The sequence below is a fragment of the Tessaracoccus pujii genome (genome assembly GCF_055326215.1).
Map to the genome: position 1 here is coordinate 79,665 of NZ_JBUZNP010000001.1, position 20,065 is coordinate 99,729.

Annotated in this window: 14 protein-coding genes; 9 read left to right on the forward strand and 5 right to left on the reverse strand. The window is 69.2% G+C overall.

The window, feature by feature from the left end:
- The first annotated feature begins 48 nt into the window (after nucleotides 1–48).
- The 3 genes from ACZK5N_RS00375 (at nucleotide 49) to ACZK5N_RS00385 (ending at nucleotide 4,662) form a co-directional block, all read left to right on the forward strand.
- On the forward strand, nucleotides 49–2,265 hold the full coding sequence (locus ACZK5N_RS00375) for a glycosyl hydrolase 53 family protein (RefSeq protein ID WP_459017802.1): 2,217 nt from the start codon (nucleotides 49–51) through the stop codon (nucleotides 2,263–2,265).
- 139 nt (nucleotides 2,266–2,404) lie between these two features.
- A complete protein-coding gene (locus ACZK5N_RS00380; RefSeq protein ID WP_459017803.1) occupies nucleotides 2,405–3,922 on the forward strand; it encodes a DUF1593 domain-containing protein in 1,518 nt (505 codons plus the stop codon).
- Nucleotides 3,923–4,056: 134 nt separating this feature from the next.
- On the forward strand, nucleotides 4,057–4,662 hold the full coding sequence (locus tag ACZK5N_RS00385; RefSeq protein WP_459017804.1) for a GNAT family N-acetyltransferase: 606 nt from the start codon (nucleotides 4,057–4,059) through the stop codon (nucleotides 4,660–4,662).
- A gap of 552 nt (nucleotides 4,663–5,214) precedes the next feature.
- On the opposite strand, the gene ACZK5N_RS00390 is transcribed toward ACZK5N_RS00385, so the two are convergent.
- The 4 genes from ACZK5N_RS00390 to ACZK5N_RS00405 form a co-directional block, all read right to left on the reverse strand.
- Nucleotides 5,215–6,834, reverse strand: coding sequence for an alpha-amylase family protein (locus ACZK5N_RS00390; RefSeq protein WP_463624519.1), 1,620 nt, complete (start codon nucleotides 6,832–6,834; stop codon nucleotides 5,215–5,217).
- Between the two features lie 208 nt (nucleotides 6,835–7,042).
- Nucleotides 7,043–8,434 carry an ABC transporter substrate-binding protein gene (locus ACZK5N_RS00395; RefSeq protein WP_459017806.1) on the reverse strand — a complete coding sequence of 464 codons (1,392 nt, stop codon included), beginning with the start codon at nucleotides 8,432–8,434 and terminating at the stop codon, nucleotides 7,043–7,045.
- Between the two features lie 66 nt (nucleotides 8,435–8,500).
- Entirely contained in the window at nucleotides 8,501–9,427 is a 927-nt protein-coding gene (locus tag ACZK5N_RS00400) for a carbohydrate ABC transporter permease (RefSeq protein WP_463624520.1), read from the reverse strand.
- 11 nt (nucleotides 9,428–9,438) lie between these two features.
- Nucleotides 9,439–10,350, reverse strand: a complete 912-nt coding sequence (locus ACZK5N_RS00405; RefSeq protein WP_459017808.1) for a carbohydrate ABC transporter permease — start codon at nucleotides 10,348–10,350, stop codon at nucleotides 9,439–9,441.
- A 255-nt stretch (nucleotides 10,351–10,605) separates the two neighbouring features.
- Here ACZK5N_RS00405 and ACZK5N_RS00410 point away from each other — a divergent pair, with 255 nt between their 5' ends.
- Nucleotides 10,606–12,867, forward strand: a complete 2,262-nt coding sequence (locus ACZK5N_RS00410) for an alpha-galactosidase (protein WP_463624521.1) — start codon at nucleotides 10,606–10,608, stop codon at nucleotides 12,865–12,867.
- 58 nt (nucleotides 12,868–12,925) lie between these two features.
- Nucleotides 12,926–13,933 (forward strand): LacI family DNA-binding transcriptional regulator, encoded by a 1,008-nt coding sequence (locus tag ACZK5N_RS00415; protein ID WP_459017810.1) that lies wholly within the window; start codon nucleotides 12,926–12,928, stop codon nucleotides 13,931–13,933.
- 184 nt (nucleotides 13,934–14,117) lie between these two features.
- Here ACZK5N_RS00415 and ACZK5N_RS00420 read toward each other — a convergent pair whose 3' ends face one another.
- Entirely contained in the window at nucleotides 14,118–14,708 is a 591-nt protein-coding gene (locus ACZK5N_RS00420; RefSeq protein WP_459017811.1) for a TetR/AcrR family transcriptional regulator, read from the reverse strand.
- A 130-nt stretch (nucleotides 14,709–14,838) separates the two neighbouring features.
- On the opposite strand from ACZK5N_RS00420, the gene ACZK5N_RS00425 reads away from it, so the two are divergent.
- The 4 genes from ACZK5N_RS00425 to ACZK5N_RS00440 are packed head-to-tail and all read left to right on the forward strand — an operon-like array spanning nucleotide 14,839 to nucleotide 20,025.
- Complete coding sequence (locus tag ACZK5N_RS00425; protein WP_463624522.1) at nucleotides 14,839–16,401, forward strand: ABC transporter substrate-binding protein; 1,563 nt, start codon at nucleotides 14,839–14,841, stop codon at nucleotides 16,399–16,401.
- Nucleotides 16,402–16,430: 29 nt separating this feature from the next.
- Nucleotides 16,431–17,372 carry an ABC transporter permease gene (locus ACZK5N_RS00430; protein ID WP_463624523.1) on the forward strand — a complete coding sequence of 314 codons (942 nt, stop codon included), beginning with the start codon at nucleotides 16,431–16,433 and terminating at the stop codon, nucleotides 17,370–17,372.
- The gene (locus ACZK5N_RS00435; protein WP_463624524.1) at nucleotides 17,369–19,168 is read left to right on the forward strand and encodes an ATP-binding cassette domain-containing protein; all 1,800 of its coding nucleotides are present in this window, start codon (nucleotides 17,369–17,371) and stop codon (nucleotides 19,166–19,168) included. The genes ACZK5N_RS00430 and ACZK5N_RS00435 overlap by 4 nt, the downstream gene beginning before the upstream one ends.
- Complete coding sequence (locus ACZK5N_RS00440; protein ID WP_463624525.1) at nucleotides 19,165–20,025, forward strand: ATP-binding cassette domain-containing protein; 861 nt, start codon at nucleotides 19,165–19,167, stop codon at nucleotides 20,023–20,025. The genes ACZK5N_RS00435 and ACZK5N_RS00440 overlap by 4 nt, the downstream gene beginning before the upstream one ends.
- The last annotated feature ends 40 nt before the right edge of the window (nucleotides 20,026–20,065 follow it).

Consider the following 20,065-nt stretch of genomic DNA (forward strand, 5'->3'; position numbering starts at 1 on the left):
CTGAGCCCCTCCCCTCCCCTCACCCATCACCGACGATCGGAGTGCAAGATGAGAGTTCCTCGATTGGGGCGGGCCTTCGCCCTGCTCCTTGTCCCGGCCCTGGCGCTGTCCGCCGTGGGCCTCCCCGCCCAGGCCGAGCGCGGCCCGGTCCGCGCGGACGTCTTTGTCCAGAAGGTTGAGAACCTGCCTGAGGGCTTCATCAACGGTGTCGACGTCTCGTCGGTGCTGTCGCTGGAGGAGTCGGGCGTGGTGTTCCGCACCCGCACCGGCAAGAAGGCCGACCTCTTCCGGGTGCTGGCCGATCACGGCGTCACCGACGTGCGCGTGCGCGTCTGGAACGACCCGTGGGACGCCGACGGCAACGGCTACGGCGGCGGCAACGTCGACGTGCCCCGGGCCGTGGAGATCGGCCGGCGCGCCACGGCCGCCGGGCTGGGCGTCCTGGTGGACTTCCACTACTCCGACTTCTGGGCCGACCCGTCGAAGCAGCAGGCACCGAAGGCGTGGGAGGGGTTGTCCGTCCCCGCCAAGGCGACGGCGCTGCGCGAGTTCACCGCCGACGCCCTGACCGAGTTCCGCGACGCCGGGGTCGACGTCACCATGGTCCAGGTGGGCAACGAGACAAACGGCGCGATCGCAGGTGTGTCCGGCTTCGACGGCATGGCGGCCCTGTTCTCGGCCGGCTCCGCCGCCGTGCGCGAGGTGCTGCCGGAGGCGAAGGTGGCCATCCACTTCACGGACCCGCAGCGGGCCGGCCACTACGACCGGGCCGCGGCCGCACTCGACGCGCGCGGGGTGGAGTACGACGTGTTCGCCTCCTCCTACTACCCCTTCTGGCACGGCACGTTGGCCAACCTCACCTCGCTGCTCGGCGACATCCGGGAGCGGTACGGCAAGGAGGTCGCCGTGGTCGAGACCTCGTGGGCGTACACGCTCGAGGACCTCGACGGGCACACCAACGTCATCGACCAGGCGGGCGAGGCCACCGCGTACCCGGTGAGCGTGCAGGGCCAGGCCACCGCGGTCCGCGACGTCATCCAGGCGGTCTCGGACGCGGGCGGCATCGGCGTCTACTACTGGGAGCCGGCCTGGCTGCCGGTGGGTCCGGCGTCCGAGTGGGAGGCCAATCGCGTGCTCTGGGAGCGCGATGGCTCCGGCTGGGCCACCAGCTACGCAGGCGAGTACGACCCGCACGACGCCGGGCAGTGGTACGGCGGATCCTCGTGGGAGAACCAGGCGCTGTTCGCGGCCGACGGGCGGCCGCTGGGGTCGCTGAGCGTCTTCGAGTACGTGGAGACGGGTGCCGTCGCGCCGTTGGCGGTCACATCGGTTGAGGGCACGTCGATCCAGGTTGTCGATGGGCAACCCGTCGAGCTGCCGCCGACGGTGTCGGTGGTGTTCAACGACGGCTCCTCGGAGGAGCAGTCGGTGACCTGGTCCGAGGCTGCGGCGTGGATCGAGGGGCCCGGCGTCTATCCGGTGCCTGGGGTGACGTCGGGCGGGCACGCGGTCACCGCGACCCTCACCGTCATCGCAGTCAACCTGCTGGTCAACCCCGGCTTCGAAGACGCTGACGTGTCGATGTGGACGAGAACGGGTCAAGGCCTCACGGTGCGCTCCACCGACACGCCGCGGACGGGGTCACGCTCGGCGCACTTCTGGTACGGCTCGCCGTACTCCTTCAGCCTGTCCCAGACGGTGACGGCCGGTGCCGCGGGCGAATTCGCCGCGTCGGCATCGATCCAGGGCGACGGCGAGGGCGCCGGGTCGGTGACCCTCACCGTCGAGACGTCCGGGGGGGCCTCAGAGTCCGCCGCGTTCCAACTGAACGGGTGGCAGCAGTGGTACACGGCGGAGACCGCTTCGGTGGCGGTCACGTCCGGCGAGACGGTCACGGTGACCATCGCGGCCTCGCTGCCGGGTGGCGCCTGGGGCACGATCGACGACGTCGTCCTCGGGCGGCCGTCGGGTGTCGCGGCGGACACCTCCGAGCTGGCCGCGTTGGTTGCCGCAGCCGGAGCGCTCGACCCGCGGGACTACACGGAGGAGTCGTTCGGCGAGCTCACAGCGGCGCTGGATGTCGCGGCGGTGGTGCTGGGGGCGAGGACACCGAGCACGGCCATGGTCGACGAGGCCGAATCCCTGTTGTCGGGCGCGCTCGACTCGTTGGCCGCGGCCCCCAACGCGAAGGAGTCCATGCCTGCGCCTGCGTCGCCGTCGAAACGGCCGGTGATCCCACCGTCGCCGACGCACCCCCTGCGGTAGTCGCCGCGGGTGGACGTCGACCCCCTGATCTGGCCGGCCCGGGAGCGCATGCCCGGGCCGGCCCCAAGTGCGGTCGGGGGGTGTGGGGTGGGCATGTGGGCCGCATACCTATTCGATACCGCAGTGTTATGCTCTCGCGGTGCAGCTCCACACTCCGCCCTTGCCCGCGCCCGCATCGTCGCGCCCGCGGACCATCGTCACCACCGACAGCGAGGCCGACGACATCAACTCGTTCCTGCGCCTCCTCTACTACGCCAACGAGCTGGACATCGTCGGCCTGATCTACAACTCCTCGGTCCACCACTGGCAGGGCGACGGCGTGCACACGCTCCGCGAAGCGCAGCAGGCGGGGCTGATCACCAGCTTCATGGGCGAGACCGCCGGCAGCGAGGCCCGCTCCGACGACGCAACCACCTGGCGCTGGGAACCGATGGGCTGGATGGAGAAAATCATCCTCAGCGACTACAGCCAGGTATATCCCAACCTCCTCCGGCACGACCCGAACTACCCCTCCCCCGCCGAACTGTGGGCCACGGTGGCCGTGGGCAATGTCGCCTTCGAGAGCGACTTCAGCAGCGATTCCGAGGGGTCCGAGCTGATCAAGGCCGCCCTCCTCGACGACGACCCCCGCCCGCTCTACCTGCAGGTCTGGGGCGGGACCAACACGATCGCCCGCGCGCTGTTCAGCATCGAACTCGAGCACATCGACTCGAGCGACTGGGCAGAGATCCGCGCAGCCGTGGTCCACAAGGCGGTCATCCTCAGCATCGGCCAGCAGGACACCGCCTACGCCGACTACATCGCCGACGCGTGGCCCGAGATCCCGCTGCTCGACTTCGACGGGGCCTTCGGCGGGTTCACGTCCTTCTCACGCCGCTTCGCCTCCCCCGAGCTGATGCCCTACTACCGGGCCGGGTTCTGGGCGCCGAACATCAAGTACGGGCACGGCCCGGTGCTGGCCAACTACGGCCTGATCGGCGACGGGACCTACTTCGAGGGCGAGGGCGACAATCCCGGCTGGCAGCCGGGGCAGGCGAAGGACCCCTCCGCGTTCCGGATGTTCGGCCTCATCGGCGGCTTCGAACGCCTGGACTGGACCGGCGAGGGCGACACCCCAGCCTTCATGTGCCTGATCCCCACCGGTCTGCGCTTCCTGGAGGATCCGAGCCTGGGCGGCTGGGCCGGCCGCCTGGTGGCCACCGATGGCAACCCGCACACCTTCGTCGCCGGGGAGGACCACAACCCCCACGTCGGGCTGGAGCAGCGGGTGTACACCTGCATGCGCTGGGCGGCGGCGTTCCAGAACGACTTCGCCGCGCGCGCCGACTGGGGCATCACCCCGGACTTCCGGGGGGCGAACCACGCGCCCATCGTGTCGGGCCCGGCCGACGTGACCCTCTCCCCGGGCGGGTCGGTGACCCTCCACGCGACGGCCAGCGATCCCGACGGCGACGCCCTCGTCGCGAAGTGGTGGGTGTACTCGGAGGCGGGGTCGCTGAGCGACGAGCCGACGCTGGAATCGGACGGCTTCGAGGCGACGATCACACTCCCGTCGATGGCGGAACCGGGCCAGCGCGCGGTCGTGGTGATCGAGGTGACCGACGACGGCACACCCGCGTTGACGAGGTACGCCCAGGTTGTGGTCACCGTAAGCTGAGTCCGGTCCCACGTCGTTTTGCCTCCCCTAGACGGATGTGCGACGAGGCCCGCGGTATGCGACGCTGTCCCGGCAGGCCCACGCCGTTCGACGGCGGGCAACCGAAGGCCGCGCAATCGAAGGAAGTACGCAACATGAACTGGGTAGAGCTCGTCGGCTACATCGCCTCGGTGTTGATCGTGCTGTCCTTCGCGATGAGTTCCATCGTCAAGATTCGGATCATCTCGCTCGTCGGGTCCGTGTTCTACGTGGCCTACGGTGCCATGATCGGCTCCGTTCCCATCCTTCTCGCCAACATCACCATCGTCGTGTTTCACTGCATCGCGCTCTACAAGGAGTTCAGCAGCAAGTCCGACCTCGGCGCGACACCCATCGCCCCCGACGCGCCCTTCCTCGTGGACTTCCTGCACTCGCACCTCGACGACATCCGCCGGTCCCAGCCCGAGTACGAGCAGCGCCCGGCCGACACCGCCTTCGTCCTCATGCGCGAGGGCATGCCCGCAGGCGCGGTCCTCGGCACGCGCGACGGCGACACCCTCCACCTGACCCTCGACTACGTCCTCCCCGCCTACCGTGACTCCGAGCTGGGCCGCTGGATCTACGGGTCGAGGACCAGCGCACTGCGCGCCCACGGGATCCGGGAGGTGACGGCGTCACCCACCACCGACGTCCACCGCCGCTACCTCGAGCATGTCGGCTTCGAACGTCGCGACGCGACGTTGGCCAAGTCCCTCGCCTGACCGCGCGGCAAGCCCAGCGACGGCGCCCAAGCCCTACCCGGACCAGACCAGCTACCCGCCGCCTGCCTGCGCACGACACGCCGTCACACCCCCGCCTCATGGACGCCCAGCCCATCCGGCCACGCTTCACGCGGCGTTTCGTGCACAGTTGCGACTCCCACGGCAAGGTGCCAGCTCAGCGGTCCCTCGACGCCCCACTCGCACTGCCGTCGGACCTCCTGCGCGGAATCGGTCCCCCAGCGCGGGTGTCCACGCTCAGGGCGGGGTGGGGTGGGTGCCAGTCCTGTCACGTTTCCGCGGTCAAAGCCGACACACCCCAGCCGCCACACACCAGCCTCGGCTCCGGAACGCGGACCTCACCCCAGCCGGCGGCGCCTGCGATGACCGCGAGTGCGACGAAGGCCAGCAGGATCCGGATCACCCAACGCAGGCCCCGAACCCACCGATGAGCTGGCCGACCATCCGCCAACCGGTGCACCCGCGTCCCAGCGCGTTGGGCCGGGGCGGCACAGCCCGCGACGAGATCAACACGACCTCACCCTGGGACTGCGGTCAGCCCTCCGGGGCCGGCGGGGCCGCGTCGCCCGTCGCGTCGAACGGGTCCGACCCCTCGTCGGCCATCCACTCGTAGCGCACCGTCTCGCCACCCGCGCGCCAGACCGACGGCGTCGACGCGTGAAGCCAGTCGAGCGGCTCCACTCCCCCTGGCACCCCTCCGTCGAGCGCCAGCCGCAGCGCCGCCGACAGGTCAGCGTCCACCGCATCAGTCCTCGCCACAGGGTCCACCGACACGAACAGCGCCGTCCCGGACCGTGCGATCAGGTCCAGGAACTGGCGGTTCTTCCCCCAGTCGGTGCCGGTCGTGCTGGGCACGCAGTCCGCGTCGACCGTGAAGAACCGCCCATGCTGCGCCGCCCGGAACGCCAACGTGTTCACGCCCACCCGCCGGGTCCGCTCCCACACCAGGCCGGACGTGTCGTCACCGGTGCGCTGGGCCTCGACGAGCCCGGCCGCGAGATGTCCGACGACGTTGCACCCGAGGACTACGCCGTCGTCCCCCGCCGCGACCCTGATCGCCCGGTAGAAGTCCACCAGCACCTCTGCGGTGGTCCGGGTCCGGTCGTGCACGTGCACGCCGTCGGCGATCGGCCGCGGCCCCATCGTCGGCCCCCACTGGCCGAGTGCCTCGAAGGTGGAGAAGTCGTGTTTGATCAGCTCGAAGCCCCAGCCTCGGATGCGACGGACGTCGTCGGCGACGCGCTCGAGGGTCGCGGGGTGGCTCGGATCCAACGCCCAGCCGCCCTGCCATGGCCGCAGTCCGCCGGCCTCCGGCTCCCAGCGGTGCTGCAGCGGCCGGAACCAGACCCCGGGCCGCACCCCCTCCGCCGCGATCCTCGCCGCCACCTCAGCCATGTCGGGGAACTCGATCGGGCGGCCCACGTCCCACGGGCCTCCCGACGCCGGCAGGCCATCGGCGGTGCCGTCAAGGCTCCACCCGTCGTCGACGACCCCGAAGGGTCGGACGGGATGGTCGCCGACCAGCTCGGCGACGGTCCGCGCGTCGCGCACCACCGCGTCCGCATCGAACCCGCGACCGTAGGCGTAGTACCAGTTGTTGGCCCCGACGAGGGGTCCGGACGGGCGAGGGTCGCGGCAGAGCGCGGAGGCCAACTCGCCCTGCGTTGCGAAGGCGGCCCCGCCGTCGACGAAGCGCACGACGGCCGCGGTCAGCTCTCGGCTGCCCAGGTCGACGGGGTCCGAGCCGGCGCGGAGGTCCAGCCACAGCGACACCCCGTCGGCGTCCTCCGTCCAGAACGCGAACGATCCCGCGCGGACGTCGACGCCTGCGCCCCAGGTGGAGGCGGCCGATGGCGAGTGGATCAGCACCATCCACGGGTGCACGGCGTCGGCGCGGAGCGGCTGCCAGCACGCGTCGCCGTAGGTGCGCTCCCAGGCGTCGCCGAGGACCAGCGCGTCGGCGGGGAGGGTGCGGCGCCAGCGGAGGTGCACCCGGCTGACGGGTACGCCGGCCGCGGCGACGGTGACCGCCATGCCGTGACCGTCGGGCAGGCAGCGCACGTCGATGCCGGTGCTTCGCGGGTCTCGCCAGGAGCCGCGGGGGCTGAGCTGGACGCGCACGAGGTCGGGAGTCGGGACGGTGACGGTGGCCATGTGATCTCCTTGTCCGGTGTGGTTTGAGCCGATGGATGGGCTCGCGGCGAGGCTCGCGCTCAGTTGCCGCAGGGGGGTCGCCGCGACCCCATCCATCGGCTCAAAACGCCCCAACCCGACCCCGCCAGAGCCCCGGGTGCGGGTGACGTGTGGGATCCGACGCGCGAGGGGGCCGGACGGTCTCCCGCCCGGCCCCTTCAGTGCTAGATCAGCCGTTGAACAGGGCGTTGACCTGCTCGTTTGCCGCATCCAGCGAATCGGCGTCGGCCTGGCCGGTGAACACCGCGTCAACCGCCGGCTGCATGATGCCGGTGATCTGCGAGGCGTAGTCCGTGATCGGGAACAGGAAGGTGGTGCCCTCGTTCACGTGCACCAGGAACGGCTCGACGTCGATCCCGCGATCGGCGAAGGCAGCCTGCGCCTTCTCGGTGGCCGACGGGATGGCCGGGAAGACCACACCGGCCTCGCCGACGATGTCCTGGCAGGCGGCGGAGCCGAGGTACTCGACCCACTTGATGGCGCCGGCCTTGTTGTCCGAACCGGACCACACGGAATCGGCCAGGCCGTTGTACATGGAGGCGCGCTCACCGGACGGGCCGGTGGGGGTGGGGGCGAGGCCGGTGTCGATGCCGGTGTAGCCGAACATCTGGTTGATCATCCAGGAACCGTTGGTGATCATGGCGTACTTGCCGGCGCCGAAGATGTCGCCGGAGCTCTGACCCGTGACGGCCTCGACGGTGGGCATGTAGCCCTTCTCGGCGAGGGAGGCCATCCAGGAGATGGTGTCCTTGAACTCGGCGGCGTCGTAGTTGTACTTGGTGCCCCAGGGGTTCTGGTCGGTCATGGTCCAGTCCGTGGTGCCGGAGTACATGCTCCACTGGGTCTGGCCGTTGCCGCCGCCTGAGCCACCGTCGAGGCCGAGGCCGTACACCGCGACCTTGTTCTTGTCGAAGCCGGGCTCGTCGCCACGAACACCGTTGTTGTCGATCGTCAGGTGGGCGATCATCTCCTCGTAGGTGCCGCCGTCCTCCGGGTTCCATTCGAGGGTGGCGAGTTCGGCCTCGTCGACGCCCGCGTCGGCGATGAGGGCCTTGTTGTAGAAGATGGCGACGGTGTCGAAGTCCTTCGGCAGGCCGTAGCGCTCGCCGTCCTGGCCGACCCAGAGGTCCGCGAGGCCCTCCTGGTAGTTGCCGACGTCCACGCCGTCGGCCTCGAGGGTTGCGGTGAGCGACTGCAGCTGTCCCTGGGTGACGAACTCCGGGTACTTGGACAGGTGGTTGGTGAATACGTCCGGAGCGGTGCCGGCGACGAAGCCGTTGGTGATGCCGGACCAGTAGTCGTCCCACGCGTACTGGGTGATGGTGACCGAGACGCCGGACTCCTCCTTGAAGCCAGCGGCGCACTGCTCGTAGGCGGGCTTCTGGTTGTTGTCCCAGAGCCAGTAGTCGACCTCGCCGGAGGCGGCGCTCGTGTCGATGGCCGCGCCGCCGTCGGTGGTGGCGGTGGGCTCGGTGTCGCCGCCGCATGCGGTCAGCGACAGGGACAGGGCGGTGACGGCCGCGAGGGCGGTACCGGCCTTGCGGAGGGTGAACTTCGGCATTGCTGTTCCTTTCGGGAAGGGGTGGGGTGAGAGGGGGCGGACAGGGGGGAGGGTGACGACCGCGGGCTACTTGCTGCCCGAGTAGCCGATCGAGTCGATGATCTTTCGGGCGAAGGCGAAGAAGAGGATGAGCACGGGGATGGCGGCCACCAGGGTCGCGGCCATGAGGCCCGCCCAGTCGGGCGAACCGGCCGGGGTCTGGGAGCGGAACACGCCCAGCGCCACGGTGAGCACCTTGGTGTTCTCGGAGTTGCCCACCAGCAGCGGCCAGAAGTAGTCGTTCCAGGTGCCGATGAAGGTGAGGATGCCGAGCGTGGTGATGGGGGCGGTGCTCATCGGGAGGATGATCCGGAAGAACGTGCGCCAGGGGCCTGCACCGTCGAGCGACGCCGACTCCTCGATCTCCCTGTTGATGCCCAGGAAGAACTGGCGCAGGAAGAAGATGGCGAAGGGGGTCATGAGGAAGGACGGGAGAATCATGCCTGGGAAGGTGTTGAGCAGGCCGAGGTTCTTGATCAGGAGGAAGTTGGGGAGGCTGGTGAAGATCGGCGGCACCAGGAGGGCGCCGAGGAAGATCCCGAACACGATGTTGCGTCCGGGCCAGCGCAGCCGGGCGAAGGCGTAGGCCGCCATCGCGGAGAAGAACACCTGGCCGAGCGTCACGGCGCCGGCGTAGATGACGGAGTTGCGCAGGTAGAGCCAGAAGTTCACCGACGCGCCGGAGCCGCCCTCGGCGATGGCCTCCTCCTGGGTGGCGAGTCCGAGCACGCGCCTGAAGGCGCCAAGGGTGAAGTCAACCGGGAGGAGTGATGACGGGTCCGACGACAGGGACCTCGTGGTGGAGAGGGCGGTGCGGAGCATCCAGTAGAACGGGAAGAGCGACAGGATCAGGAAAGCGATCATCGCGGCCCAGGCGAGGATCCGTCCGGCGTTCCACTTCTTCTTGGTGCGCTTGACCGGCGCCTCGGTGGTGGTGTCAGCGTGATTGGCCATGATGGGTCTCCTTACGCCAGGTCCGACTCGCCGGCGCGCAGCATCCGCAGTTGGATGGCGGCCAGGACGGCGAGGATGATGAAGAGGATGACGGCCAGGGCGCTGCCGTAGCCGAACTGACCTTCACCGAAGGCCTTCTGGTAGATGTAGTACTGCATCACGCGGGTGACGTTGACGGGGCCGCCTCGGGTGGTGACCGCGACCGTGTCGAACACCTGGAACGAGCCGGTGACCGTGATGACCAGGATCATCGCCAGCACGGGGCGCAGCAGCGGCAGCGTCATCTTCCAGAACGACGTCCACTCGGAGGCGCCGTCGATGGAGGCGGCCTCGTAGATGTACTTCGGGATGGTCTGCAGTCCGGCGAACACCAGCAGCGCGGTGTAGCCCATGTGCCTCCACACGTTGACGAAGGCGATGGTGGGGATGGCCCACATCTCGTCGGCGAAGAACGCGATCCTGGAGGCGCCCATCCACTCGATGACCTGGTTGAACAGGCCGATCTGGTAGTCCAGCAGCCAGAACCACAGCATGGCGGCGATGACATTGGAGATCAGCCACGGCAGCAGGAGGGCACCGCGTAGCGCGATGGACTTGGTCAGCCGCTGCATCATCACGGCCAGCAGAACCGCGATGACGGTCTGGAAGCCGATGTTGAGGATCACGTACCAGATGGTCACGCTCATGGCGTTCCAGAACAGCGGGTCGACGGCGATCTTCTCGAAGTTCTGGGTGCCGATCCAGGTGGGTTTCCCCAGGATGTTGTACTGCGTGAAGCTGAAGTAGACGCCGCGGATGGCCGGCACGAGGTAGAAGACCACGAAGCCGATGGCGGCGGGGGCGATGAACATCAGCGCGGTGCGGAGGTCGCTCTTGCGCTTGCGGTTCGGGTCGAGGCTGTGCTCGATGGTTCGTGTACTCACCACGTTCCCCTCTTTGGGACTGCCCCGGCATCTCTGACGGGTGTGTGCGGGTTTGCATGATGGAATCTACACGCGTTACACCGACAGCGCAAGACCCCGTTACAGAATCGTTATTACGCAGAATCCACGCTTGCATTCGCCCCTATGCTGATGCAACCATGATATCTACATGCGTAGATGATCGACGGACAACGCAGTTCCCGCCACGCCGGTCACTCCCCCACAGAACTCGGACAGATCCAGGAGGGATCCCTCATGAGCCAGCCCATCCACGCCTACGTCACACTGCGGACCGAGGGGGTCGGCGTCGTCGTCGATCTGACCGACGGGCGCCTCCCTTCGCTCCTGCACTGGGGCCCGGACCTCGGTGAGCTCAGCGCCGACGACGTCTCGGCGATGGCGCTGACCGCCGTGATGCCCGCCGCACCCAGCACCGTCGACGAGCCCAGCCGCCTCGCGCTCCTGCCCGAGCACTGGTCGGGTTGGGTCGGCCGCCCGGGTCTCAGCGGATCCCGCGCCGACGGCCGGGCCTGGTCGCCGCGGTTCACAACGCACACGCTGCTCGTCGACGGCACGCAGACAGCCGCCTCCGGCACGGCGCCCGCGCTCGTCGAGTTGGGCGCCGGGACCGTCGAGGTACTCGCCCGCGACGAGACCGCCGGGCTGGAGATCGGCCTCACGATGGAGCTCACCGCCGGCGGCATCCTGCGCAGCCAGGCACGCCTCCTCAACGCCGGCGACGACGACTACCGTCTCGACGACCTCGTCCTCGCCTTCCCGGTGCCCACCGTCGCCTCCGAGCTGCAGGACCAGGCCGGCCGATGGGCCAAGGAGCGCGTGCCGCAGCGCCGTGACTTCACCGTCGGCGCGCACGTCCGCGAGGGCCGCAAGGGCCGCACGGGCGCCGACGCCGCGACAGTCCTGCACGCCGGAACCCCCTCGTTCAGCTTCGCCGACGGCGAGGTCTGGGGGGTGCACGTGGGCTGGAGCGGCAACCACACCCACTACGCCGAGCGCGTCTTCACCGGCGAGCAGGTGATCGGTGGCGGCGAGCTGCTCCTCCCCGGCGAGGTGGTGCTGGCGCCGGGAGCTGAATACCTCAGCCCCTGGCTCTACGGCTCCTACGGCACGGGCCTCGACGAGGTGGCTCGTCGCTTCCACCGCTACCTGCGGTCGCGGCCGCAGCACCCGTCGTCGGTGCGACCGGTCACCATCAACGTGTGGGAGGCGGTCTACTTCGATCACTCGCTGCAGCCCCTGCTGGACCTCGCGGAGAAGGCGGCCGGCGTTGGCGTGGAGCGCTACGTGTTGGACGACGGCTGGTTCGGCGCCCGCCGCGACGACTTCGCCGGCCTCGGGGACTGGGTGGTCTCGACAGACATCTGGCCCGAGGGCCTGCACCCGCTGGTGAACCGGGTCAAGAAGCTCGGGATGCAGTTCGGACTGTGGTTCGAGCCCGAGATGATCAACGAGGACTCCGATGTGGCCCGCGCGCACCCCGAGTGGATCATGGCCACGGGCGGCCGGACGCCCGTGGAGTCGCGGCACCAGCAGGTGATCAACCTCGGCATCCCGGAGTGCTTCGACTACATCCTGGGCCAGATGAACGCGATCCTCGACGAGTACGACATCAGCTACATCAAGTGGGACCACAACCGCGACCTCATCGACGCCGGCACCCACGCCACAGGCCAGGCCGGCGTACACGCGCAGACCGAGGCCGTCTACCGCCTGATCGACGAGCTCAAAGCGGCCCACCCCGGGCTCGAGATCGAGTCCTGCTCGTCGGGCGGCGCCCGTGTGGACCTCGGCATCCTCCAGCGCACGGATCGCGTCTGGGTCTCGGACTGCATCGATCCGCTGGAGCGCCAGCAGATGATGCGCTGGACCCAGCAGCTCCTGCCGCCGGAGCTGCTCGGCTCGCACATCGCGTCGGGCACCTCCCACACCACCGGCCGCACGCACGAGCTGAACTTCCGCGCCGGCACGGCGCTGTTCGGGCACCTCGGCATCGAATGGGACCTGCGCCAGGCCTCCGACGACGAGCTGGCCGAGCTCAGCGAGTGGGTCGCGTTCCACAAGGCCCACCGCGAACTGCTGCACGGCGGCGACCTGGTGCGGATCGACTTCCCCGGCGACTCCCTCATGGCCACCGGCGTCGTCGCACCGGATCGGTCCAAGGCGATCTACTCGTTCGCGTCCGTCTCCACGCACGTCACCGCCCTGCGCGGCCGGCTGCGGATGCCGGGCCTGGATCCTGAGCGCCGCTACCGCGTCTCCCCTGTGCTGGTAGGGCGGGTGCCGTCGGGCCTGCGTCCGGCGATGTGGTGGGGCGTCGAACGCGACATGGCCACCGAAACCGTCGACCTCACCGCCGGCCGGCCTCCGCGACTGGTCCCCATCGCCGACGAGTCCGGCGTCGTCCTCTCGGGCCGGGTTCTGGGCTCTGTCGGCGTCATGGAGGCCCTGGTGCACCCCGACCACAGCCTGCTCTACCTCGTGGAGGCCGTCGACTGACGCATTGGCCCGCGGCGGCGCGGGAGCCCTACGCTTGACCACGACGATGAAAGGGACGATGACCAGCGAGAACGGGAAGCCGGCGCGGGGGGCAACCCGCGACGACGTCGCGCGGCTCGCCGGCGTCAGCTCCGCCGTCGTCAGCTACGTGGTCAACAACGGCCCCCGTCCCGTCGCAGAGGCCACGCGGACGCGGGTCCTGGAGGCGATCGACAAGCTCGGATACCGGCCCAACGCTGCGGCCCGGTCGCTGATCATGGGGCGATCGGACCTCGTCGGGCTCATCGTCCCGGACGTCCGCAACCCGTACTTCGCGGCGCTGGCCCAGGCCGTCGAGGTGGAGGCGCGGGCCCAGGGCGTCAACCTCGTGCTCGCCCAGGGCGCGACGGGTCATCTGGCCCACCTCGTCGAGTCCCTGAGCGGCCACCTGGTCGCGGGCATCATTTCAGCGGCGGTGCCCGAGCCGGCCGCGCTGGAGATCATCCTGCGCAACAAGATCACCATGGTGCGGTTGAGCCTGGTGCCGCCGGATGTGGATGCGACGTCGGTCCTGCCCGACTTCTACAACGGGGCGGTCGACGCCGTGCGCCACCTCGTCGAGGTGCACGGACACACCCGGATCGCGCTGGTCGTCGGCTCAGACCACCCCGAGGACGAGAGCGTGATCGACGACCGCTTCAGGGGTTGGCGCGACGTGCTCGGGGCGGCGGGATTGCCGACCGACGCGGTGATCCGGGTGCACTGGTCCTTGACGGCCGGCCGCGACGCCGCGCGGCGGCTGGTGCGCGACTTCCCGGAGTGCACGGCCGTGTTCACCATGTCGGACCAGCAGGGCATCGGTCTCATCGCGGGGCTGCACGAACTGGGCCGCTCCATCCCGGGCGACATCGCCGTCACCTCGTTCGACGGCTCACCCGAGGCCGAGTTCACCTACCCACCCCTGACAACGGCAAGCGTCCCGATGGACGCGATGGCCAAGGCGGCGGTGGCACGGCTGATGAAACCCGGCCTGAAGGCGATCGTGTTCCGGCCGGAGTTGATCCTGCGCGGCTCCTGCGGCTGTTGAGCCACGCGCTCCGGCTCCGGGAGCGCAACGAATTCCACTCGCCGTCGGCGAGGAAGCTGCCGGACAGGCTCATCGTCGTGGGCGCTCGGCGGGTCGACGATCGTCGGCGCACCGTCGTCCTCGACGCCAGGACAATCCGTGAAACTATTCCACATTGAAGTTTTTGGATCGACAGCTCCAGCTGTCAGAGGGGGACGGTGAGGAACTGCTGCATGTGGCGCCGCATATCCTCGGCCATGTCGATGCCGGGGATGTCGTTGAGCCAGAGCAGCTGGAGCCCCTCGACCATCGACACACAACTGACGGCGGCTGCGCGCGGGTCAACGCCCTCCCGCAGCTTGCCGAGCTCACGTAGGTCCTCGAAGGCCTGCGTGGTCTCCTTCACGATGAGCTCGAAGCGGTCCTTGAACTGCTGGTGCGCCGGGTGGTCCGGGCTGGTCGCCTCGCCGGCGATCACGGTATAGAACCTGATCAGATCGCGCTTCTCGTTGTTTCGGCGCGAGATTTCCAGCAGTCCACGCAGGAACTCGATGTCGCGGCGACCGCCGAGGATGTCCTGCGCGGTCTGGTCGCGGCGCTCGAACACCGCCAGGAGCATGGCCAGCTTCGAGTCGTAGTGATGCAGCAGGCCCGGCTGGCTCATGCCCACCTCCCGCGCGATCTCGCTCACCGAGGCGTTGGTGAAGCCCACCCGCGAGAAGACGCGGAAGGCCGCGTCGAGCACCTCCTCGCGGCGCTGCGCGCTCTTGCGGTACTCGCCCCGGACAGTTGCCATGGCAGGACGATAGCACCCCAGGAACGAAAACCTTGACACCTTTAGATTTTCGATCTACTGTCCTCACAAGACGCCGACGACCGCCGTCCACACCTTCACCGACGAAGACCCAACGAAGGGAAACACACCGATGTCCCGCATCATCAAGGCCCTGGCGCTGGGGGCAACCGCCTCCCTCGCGCTCACCGCCTGTTCCTCGGGTTCCAGCGACCCGACCACCTCGACCGGCAGCACGGCCGGCTCCGCGTCCTCGGCCACGGCGGCGGAGCGCGGCGGCGAGCTGCGCATCGGCGCCGTCGTCGACATCGCCACCTGGAAGGCGGCCGACGCCGAATGGGGCAACGTCGCCACGTACCACATGGCCGTCTACGACACCCTCCTGCGCACCGCGGCCGACGGCACCGTCGAACCCGGGCTCGCCGAGGAGTGGACCTACAACGACGCCAACACCGAGCTCACCCTCGAGCTGCGTGACGGGGTCACCTTCACCGACGGCACCGAGCTCACCGCGGACCTGGCGGCCCAGAACCTGATCCGGTTCCGCGACGGTGCCTCCCCCAACACGAGCAACCTCGCCGCCCTCACCGAGGCCACCGCGGCAGACGAGGACACCCTGGTGCTCACGCTCTCCAAGCCCGACCCGGCCCTGCTGACCTACCTCAGCCAGAACTCCGGCCTCGTCGCCGCCGCGTCCAGCTTCGACGCGGCCGACGCGCAGACCAACCCTGTCGGCTCCGGCCCGTACGTGCTCGACACCGCCGCCACCACCGTCGGCTCCAGCTACAAGCTCACCGCGAACCCCGACTACTGGGACCCGAGCATTCAGCACTACGACGCCATCACCATCAATTTCTACGCCGACGCCTCCGCGCTGCTCAACGCGCTGCGCGACCAGCAGGTGGACGTCGCCAACCTCAACTCCGTCACGCAGATCCCCGACGCCGAGTCCGCGGGCTACACCATCAACCAGGCCCCCGTGAACTGGAAGGGCCTCATCATCGCCGACCGAAATGGCCAGGTGAACGAAGCCCTGGCCGACGTCCGCGTCCGTCAGGCCATCAACCACGCCATCGACCGTGAGGGCCTGCTCCAGGGCCTCGAGTCCGGCTACGGCGAGCCCACCACCCAGATCTTCGGCCCCGGCACCGAGGCCTTCATCCCCGAACTCGAGGACGCCTACCCCTACGACCCGGAGAAGGCCAAGGCCCTTCTGGCCGAGGCCGGCTACCCCGACGGCGTGACCATCGTGATGCCCCAGACCGGCTTCGTGCCCCCGTCGGAACCCGAACTCATCGCCGGCGTCCTGGCCGAGTCCGGCATCAACATCGAGTACGAACAGGCCGGCGAAGGCTTCATCGGCGAGCTTCTGGGCGGCAAGTGGGCGGCGTTCGCCTTCGGCCTCAACCAGGAGCCCATCGCGTGGATGACCTACCTGCTGGCTGTCGATCCGGGTTCGGCGTGGAACGTCTACCACCAGGGCGACGAGACCGTCGCCGGGCTTGCCGAGCGCATGCGTCTCGGTGGCGACGATGCCGACGCCGCTGCCAAGGAGCTCAACGAGTACCTGGTCGATCAGGCCTGGTTCGCCCCCTTCTACCGCGTCATGGGCGTCATCGTGAGCGCCGACGGCACCTCGGTGACCATGAAGGACGGCCAGGCCGTGTCCAACCTCTGGGACATCGTCCCGGCCTGATCCCTCGAGAACCCTGGAGGGCGCATCTCATGCTCACATTCATCGCCAAGCGGCTGCTGACGGGCCTCGGCCTCGTCGCCGCGCTCAGCGTGCTGACCTTCTTCCTGCTGCAGATCGGCAACACCGACACTGCCCGCCGCATCGCGGGGCAGACAGCCACCGACGAGGCCGTGGCACAGGTGAAGGAACGGCTCGGGCTCGACAAGCCCGTGCTGGAGCAGTTCGCCTCATGGGCGGGCAACGCCCTCCAGGGTGACCTCGGCCTGTCGTGGTTCAACGGCCAGCCCGTGACCGACGCGATCTTCACCCGCGTCACGGTCACCATCTCACTCGCCGTCGGCTCGGTCTTCCTCACCGCTCTCATCGGCATCGTGCTGGGCGCGCTCGCCGCCACCCGGCGCGGATGGCTGGACCGGACCGTACAGATCATGGCGGTTCTCGGCCAGGCCATCCCCGGATTCCTCATGGCCCTGTTCCTGGTCATCGTGTTCGCCATCAACCTGGACTGGTTCCCCGCCACCGGCTACACGAGGTTCACGGTCTCACCCACCGAGTGGCTGCAGTCCATCGCCCTTCCCATCGCGGCGCTCACCATCGGATCGATCGGCGGGGTGGCGCAGCAGGTGCGCGGTTCCATGATCGACGTGCTCGGCCGCGACTACGTGCGGACGCTGCGCAGCCGGGGCCTCCCCGCGCGGCGGATCGTGTACCGGCACGTGCTGCGCAACGCGGCGGGTCCCGCGCTCAGCATCCTCGGGCTCATGTTCGTCATCCTGCTGGGCGGGGCCGTGATCGTGGAGCAGTTGTTCTCCATCCCCGGCCTCGGCCCACTCGCCCTGACCAGCACGTCGAAGGGCGACCTGCCCATCGTCATGGGCATCGTCATCGTGACCGGCATCATCGTCACGCTCGTGAACACCCTCGTCGACATCGCTCAGGCGTGGGTCAACCCGAAGGTCCGGCTGTCATGACAACCCCCCTCGTCACACCGTCGGCGGCACCCGCCCAGACCCGGCCACCGCGCGGCACCCTGCTCAGGCGTCTCCTGGTTCACCCCCTGGGCGGGCCGGCGCTCATCTTCCTGGCCCTGGTCGCGATCGTCGCGGTGATCGGCCCCTTCGTCGCGCCGAACGACCCGTCCCTGACGTCGCTGAGGCACATCTTCGCCCCGCCTGGCGAGGACTTTCTCCTGGGCGGCGACTCCGCCGGCCGCGACATCTTCTCCCGGCTCCTGGTGGCCACGTCGTTCAGCATGGCGGGCGGGCTGCTGGTCGCCGCCATCGCCGCGACCATCGGGGTCACGGCCGGGCTCATCGCCGGCTACTTCGGCGGCTGGGTCGACTCACTGGGCTCGTGGTTCACGGCGCTGACCATGTCGCTGCCGGCGATCATCGTGCTCATCGCCGCCCGCGCGGTCATGGGGCCGTCGATGTGGGTGACGATGGCCATCTTCGGCGCCTTCATCTCCCCGGTGTATTACCGCGTGGTCTACAACTCCGTACGCGCGGTCCGCAACGAGCTCTACGTCGACGCGGCCCGCACCTCAGGCCTGTCCACGCCGAGGATCATCGGCCGGCACATCCTGCTCGCGGTCCGCGCGCCGGTCATCCTGTTGACCTCCGGCATCATCGCCGCCGGCATCGGCATGCAGGCCGGGTTCGACTTTCTCGGCCTCGGTGATCCCCTGACCCCGACCTGGGGCCAGATCCTCAACGAGGGCTTCTACAACATCAACCGCTCTGGCCTTCTGGTGGTGTGGCCGTCACTCGCCCTCGGCCTGACGCTCGTCGCGCTCACCCTCCTCAGCACCGCCATCCGTGACGAGCTGGAGGGGACAGGCGAAGTCAAGCGCGGCCGAACCGCCTGGTGCGCCGCGACGGAGGCAGCGCCCGCGCCGTTGGCGCACGACGCGCCCGCCGCTGGACCGCTGCTGGAGGTGAACGGCCTCGCCGTGGCCTACCAGGGCACGACCACGTGGACGACAGTGGTGCACGACGCCCGCCTCACCGTGGCGCGCGGGGAGACCCACGGCCTGGTCGGTGAGTCCGGCTCCGGCAAGACCCAGACCGCCTTCGCGATCCTCGGTCTGCTGCCCTCGGGCGGCTCCGTCGTCGACGGCTCCGTGGCCTTCGACGGGCAGGAGCTCGTGGGCCTGAGCTATGACGCGATGAACAAGCTCCGCGGACGCCGCATCGCGTACGTGCCGCAGGAGCCGATGACCAACCTGGACCCGTCGTTCACCGTCGGCTCCCAGCTCACCGACCCGCTCGTGATCGTGCTGGGGATGTCGCGGGCGGAGGCGAAGGAACGGGCGCTCTCGCTCCTGGAGAGAGTGGGCATCCCCGACCCCCAGCGCACCTTCGACTCCTACCCGCACCAACTCTCCGGCGGCATGGCGCAGCGCGTCCTCATCGCCGGCGCGGTGGCCTCCCACCCGGACCTGCTCATCGCCGACGAGCCCAGCACGGCACTCGACGTCACGGTCCAGGCGGAGGTGCTGGACCTGCTGCGAGACCTGCAGCATGAACTGGGCATGGCGATCCTGCTGGTCACCCACAACTTCGGCGTGGTGGCGGACCTGTGTGACCGGGTCTCCGTGATGCAGCGCGGCGTGATCGTGGAGACCGGACCCACCGTCGACGTGTTCCGCAACCCGCAGCATCCCTACACGCAGTCCTTGTTCGACGCGATCCCCTCCGGAGCACCGCGCACGCCCCTGCCGGGCGTGACCAGCTCCGGCAGTCTCGGCATCGGGAGCCTCTCATGACCCAGCCCCTGCTCACCGTCGACGACCTGGTCGTCGAGTACCCCGGTCGCGGCTTCCGCGCCCAGCCGTTCCGCGCAGTCAAGGGCGTGAGCTTCGACATCCTCCCCGGCGAGACCGTCGGCCTGGTGGGCGAGTCCGGCTCCGGCAAGACCACCATCGGGCGGGCGATCCTGGGCCTGGCCCCGGTTTCCGGCGGCTCGATCAGGTTCCGCGGGGAGGACATCAGCCACCCCACGACCGCCCGCCGCCGCGAGCTGACCCGCGACATTCAGGTGGTCTACCAGGATCCCTACTCGTCGCTGAACCCGGCGCTGACCATCGGCGACTCGCTCACCGAGCCGATGATCGTGCGCAGGACGCCCAAGAAGGATGCCGAGCGACGGGTGCGCGAGCTCCTCGACCTCGTGCGGCTCCCCGCCGATGCCGCCCAGCGGATGCCGCGCGAGTTCTCCGGCGGCCAGCGGCAGCGGGTGGCGATCGCCCGGGCCTTGGCGCTCGACCCCACGCTCATCATCTGCGACGAGCCCGTCTCCGCTCTCGACCTGTCGACGCAGGCCCGCGTGCTGGAGTTGTTCCTGGAGATCCAGGAGCGGACCGGCGTGGCGTACCTGTTCATCTCCCACGATCTGGCCGTCGTGCGGGAGATGTCGCACCGGGTGGCCGTTCTGCTGCGCGGCGAGCTGATCGAGTGGGGCGACGGCGACACCGTCACCTCGGCGCCCGAGCACCCGTACACGCAGCGCCTGCTGCTGGCCTCCCCCGTGCCGGATCCGCTCCAGCAGGCCCAACGCCGGGCCGATCGGCAGCGCCTCAAGGCCGTCCACGCCGAGCAGGACCTTCAAGCCGGCGTGCTCTGAGCCTGCGGCCTCCTTTCCCATTTACCTCGTCAGAAAGAAC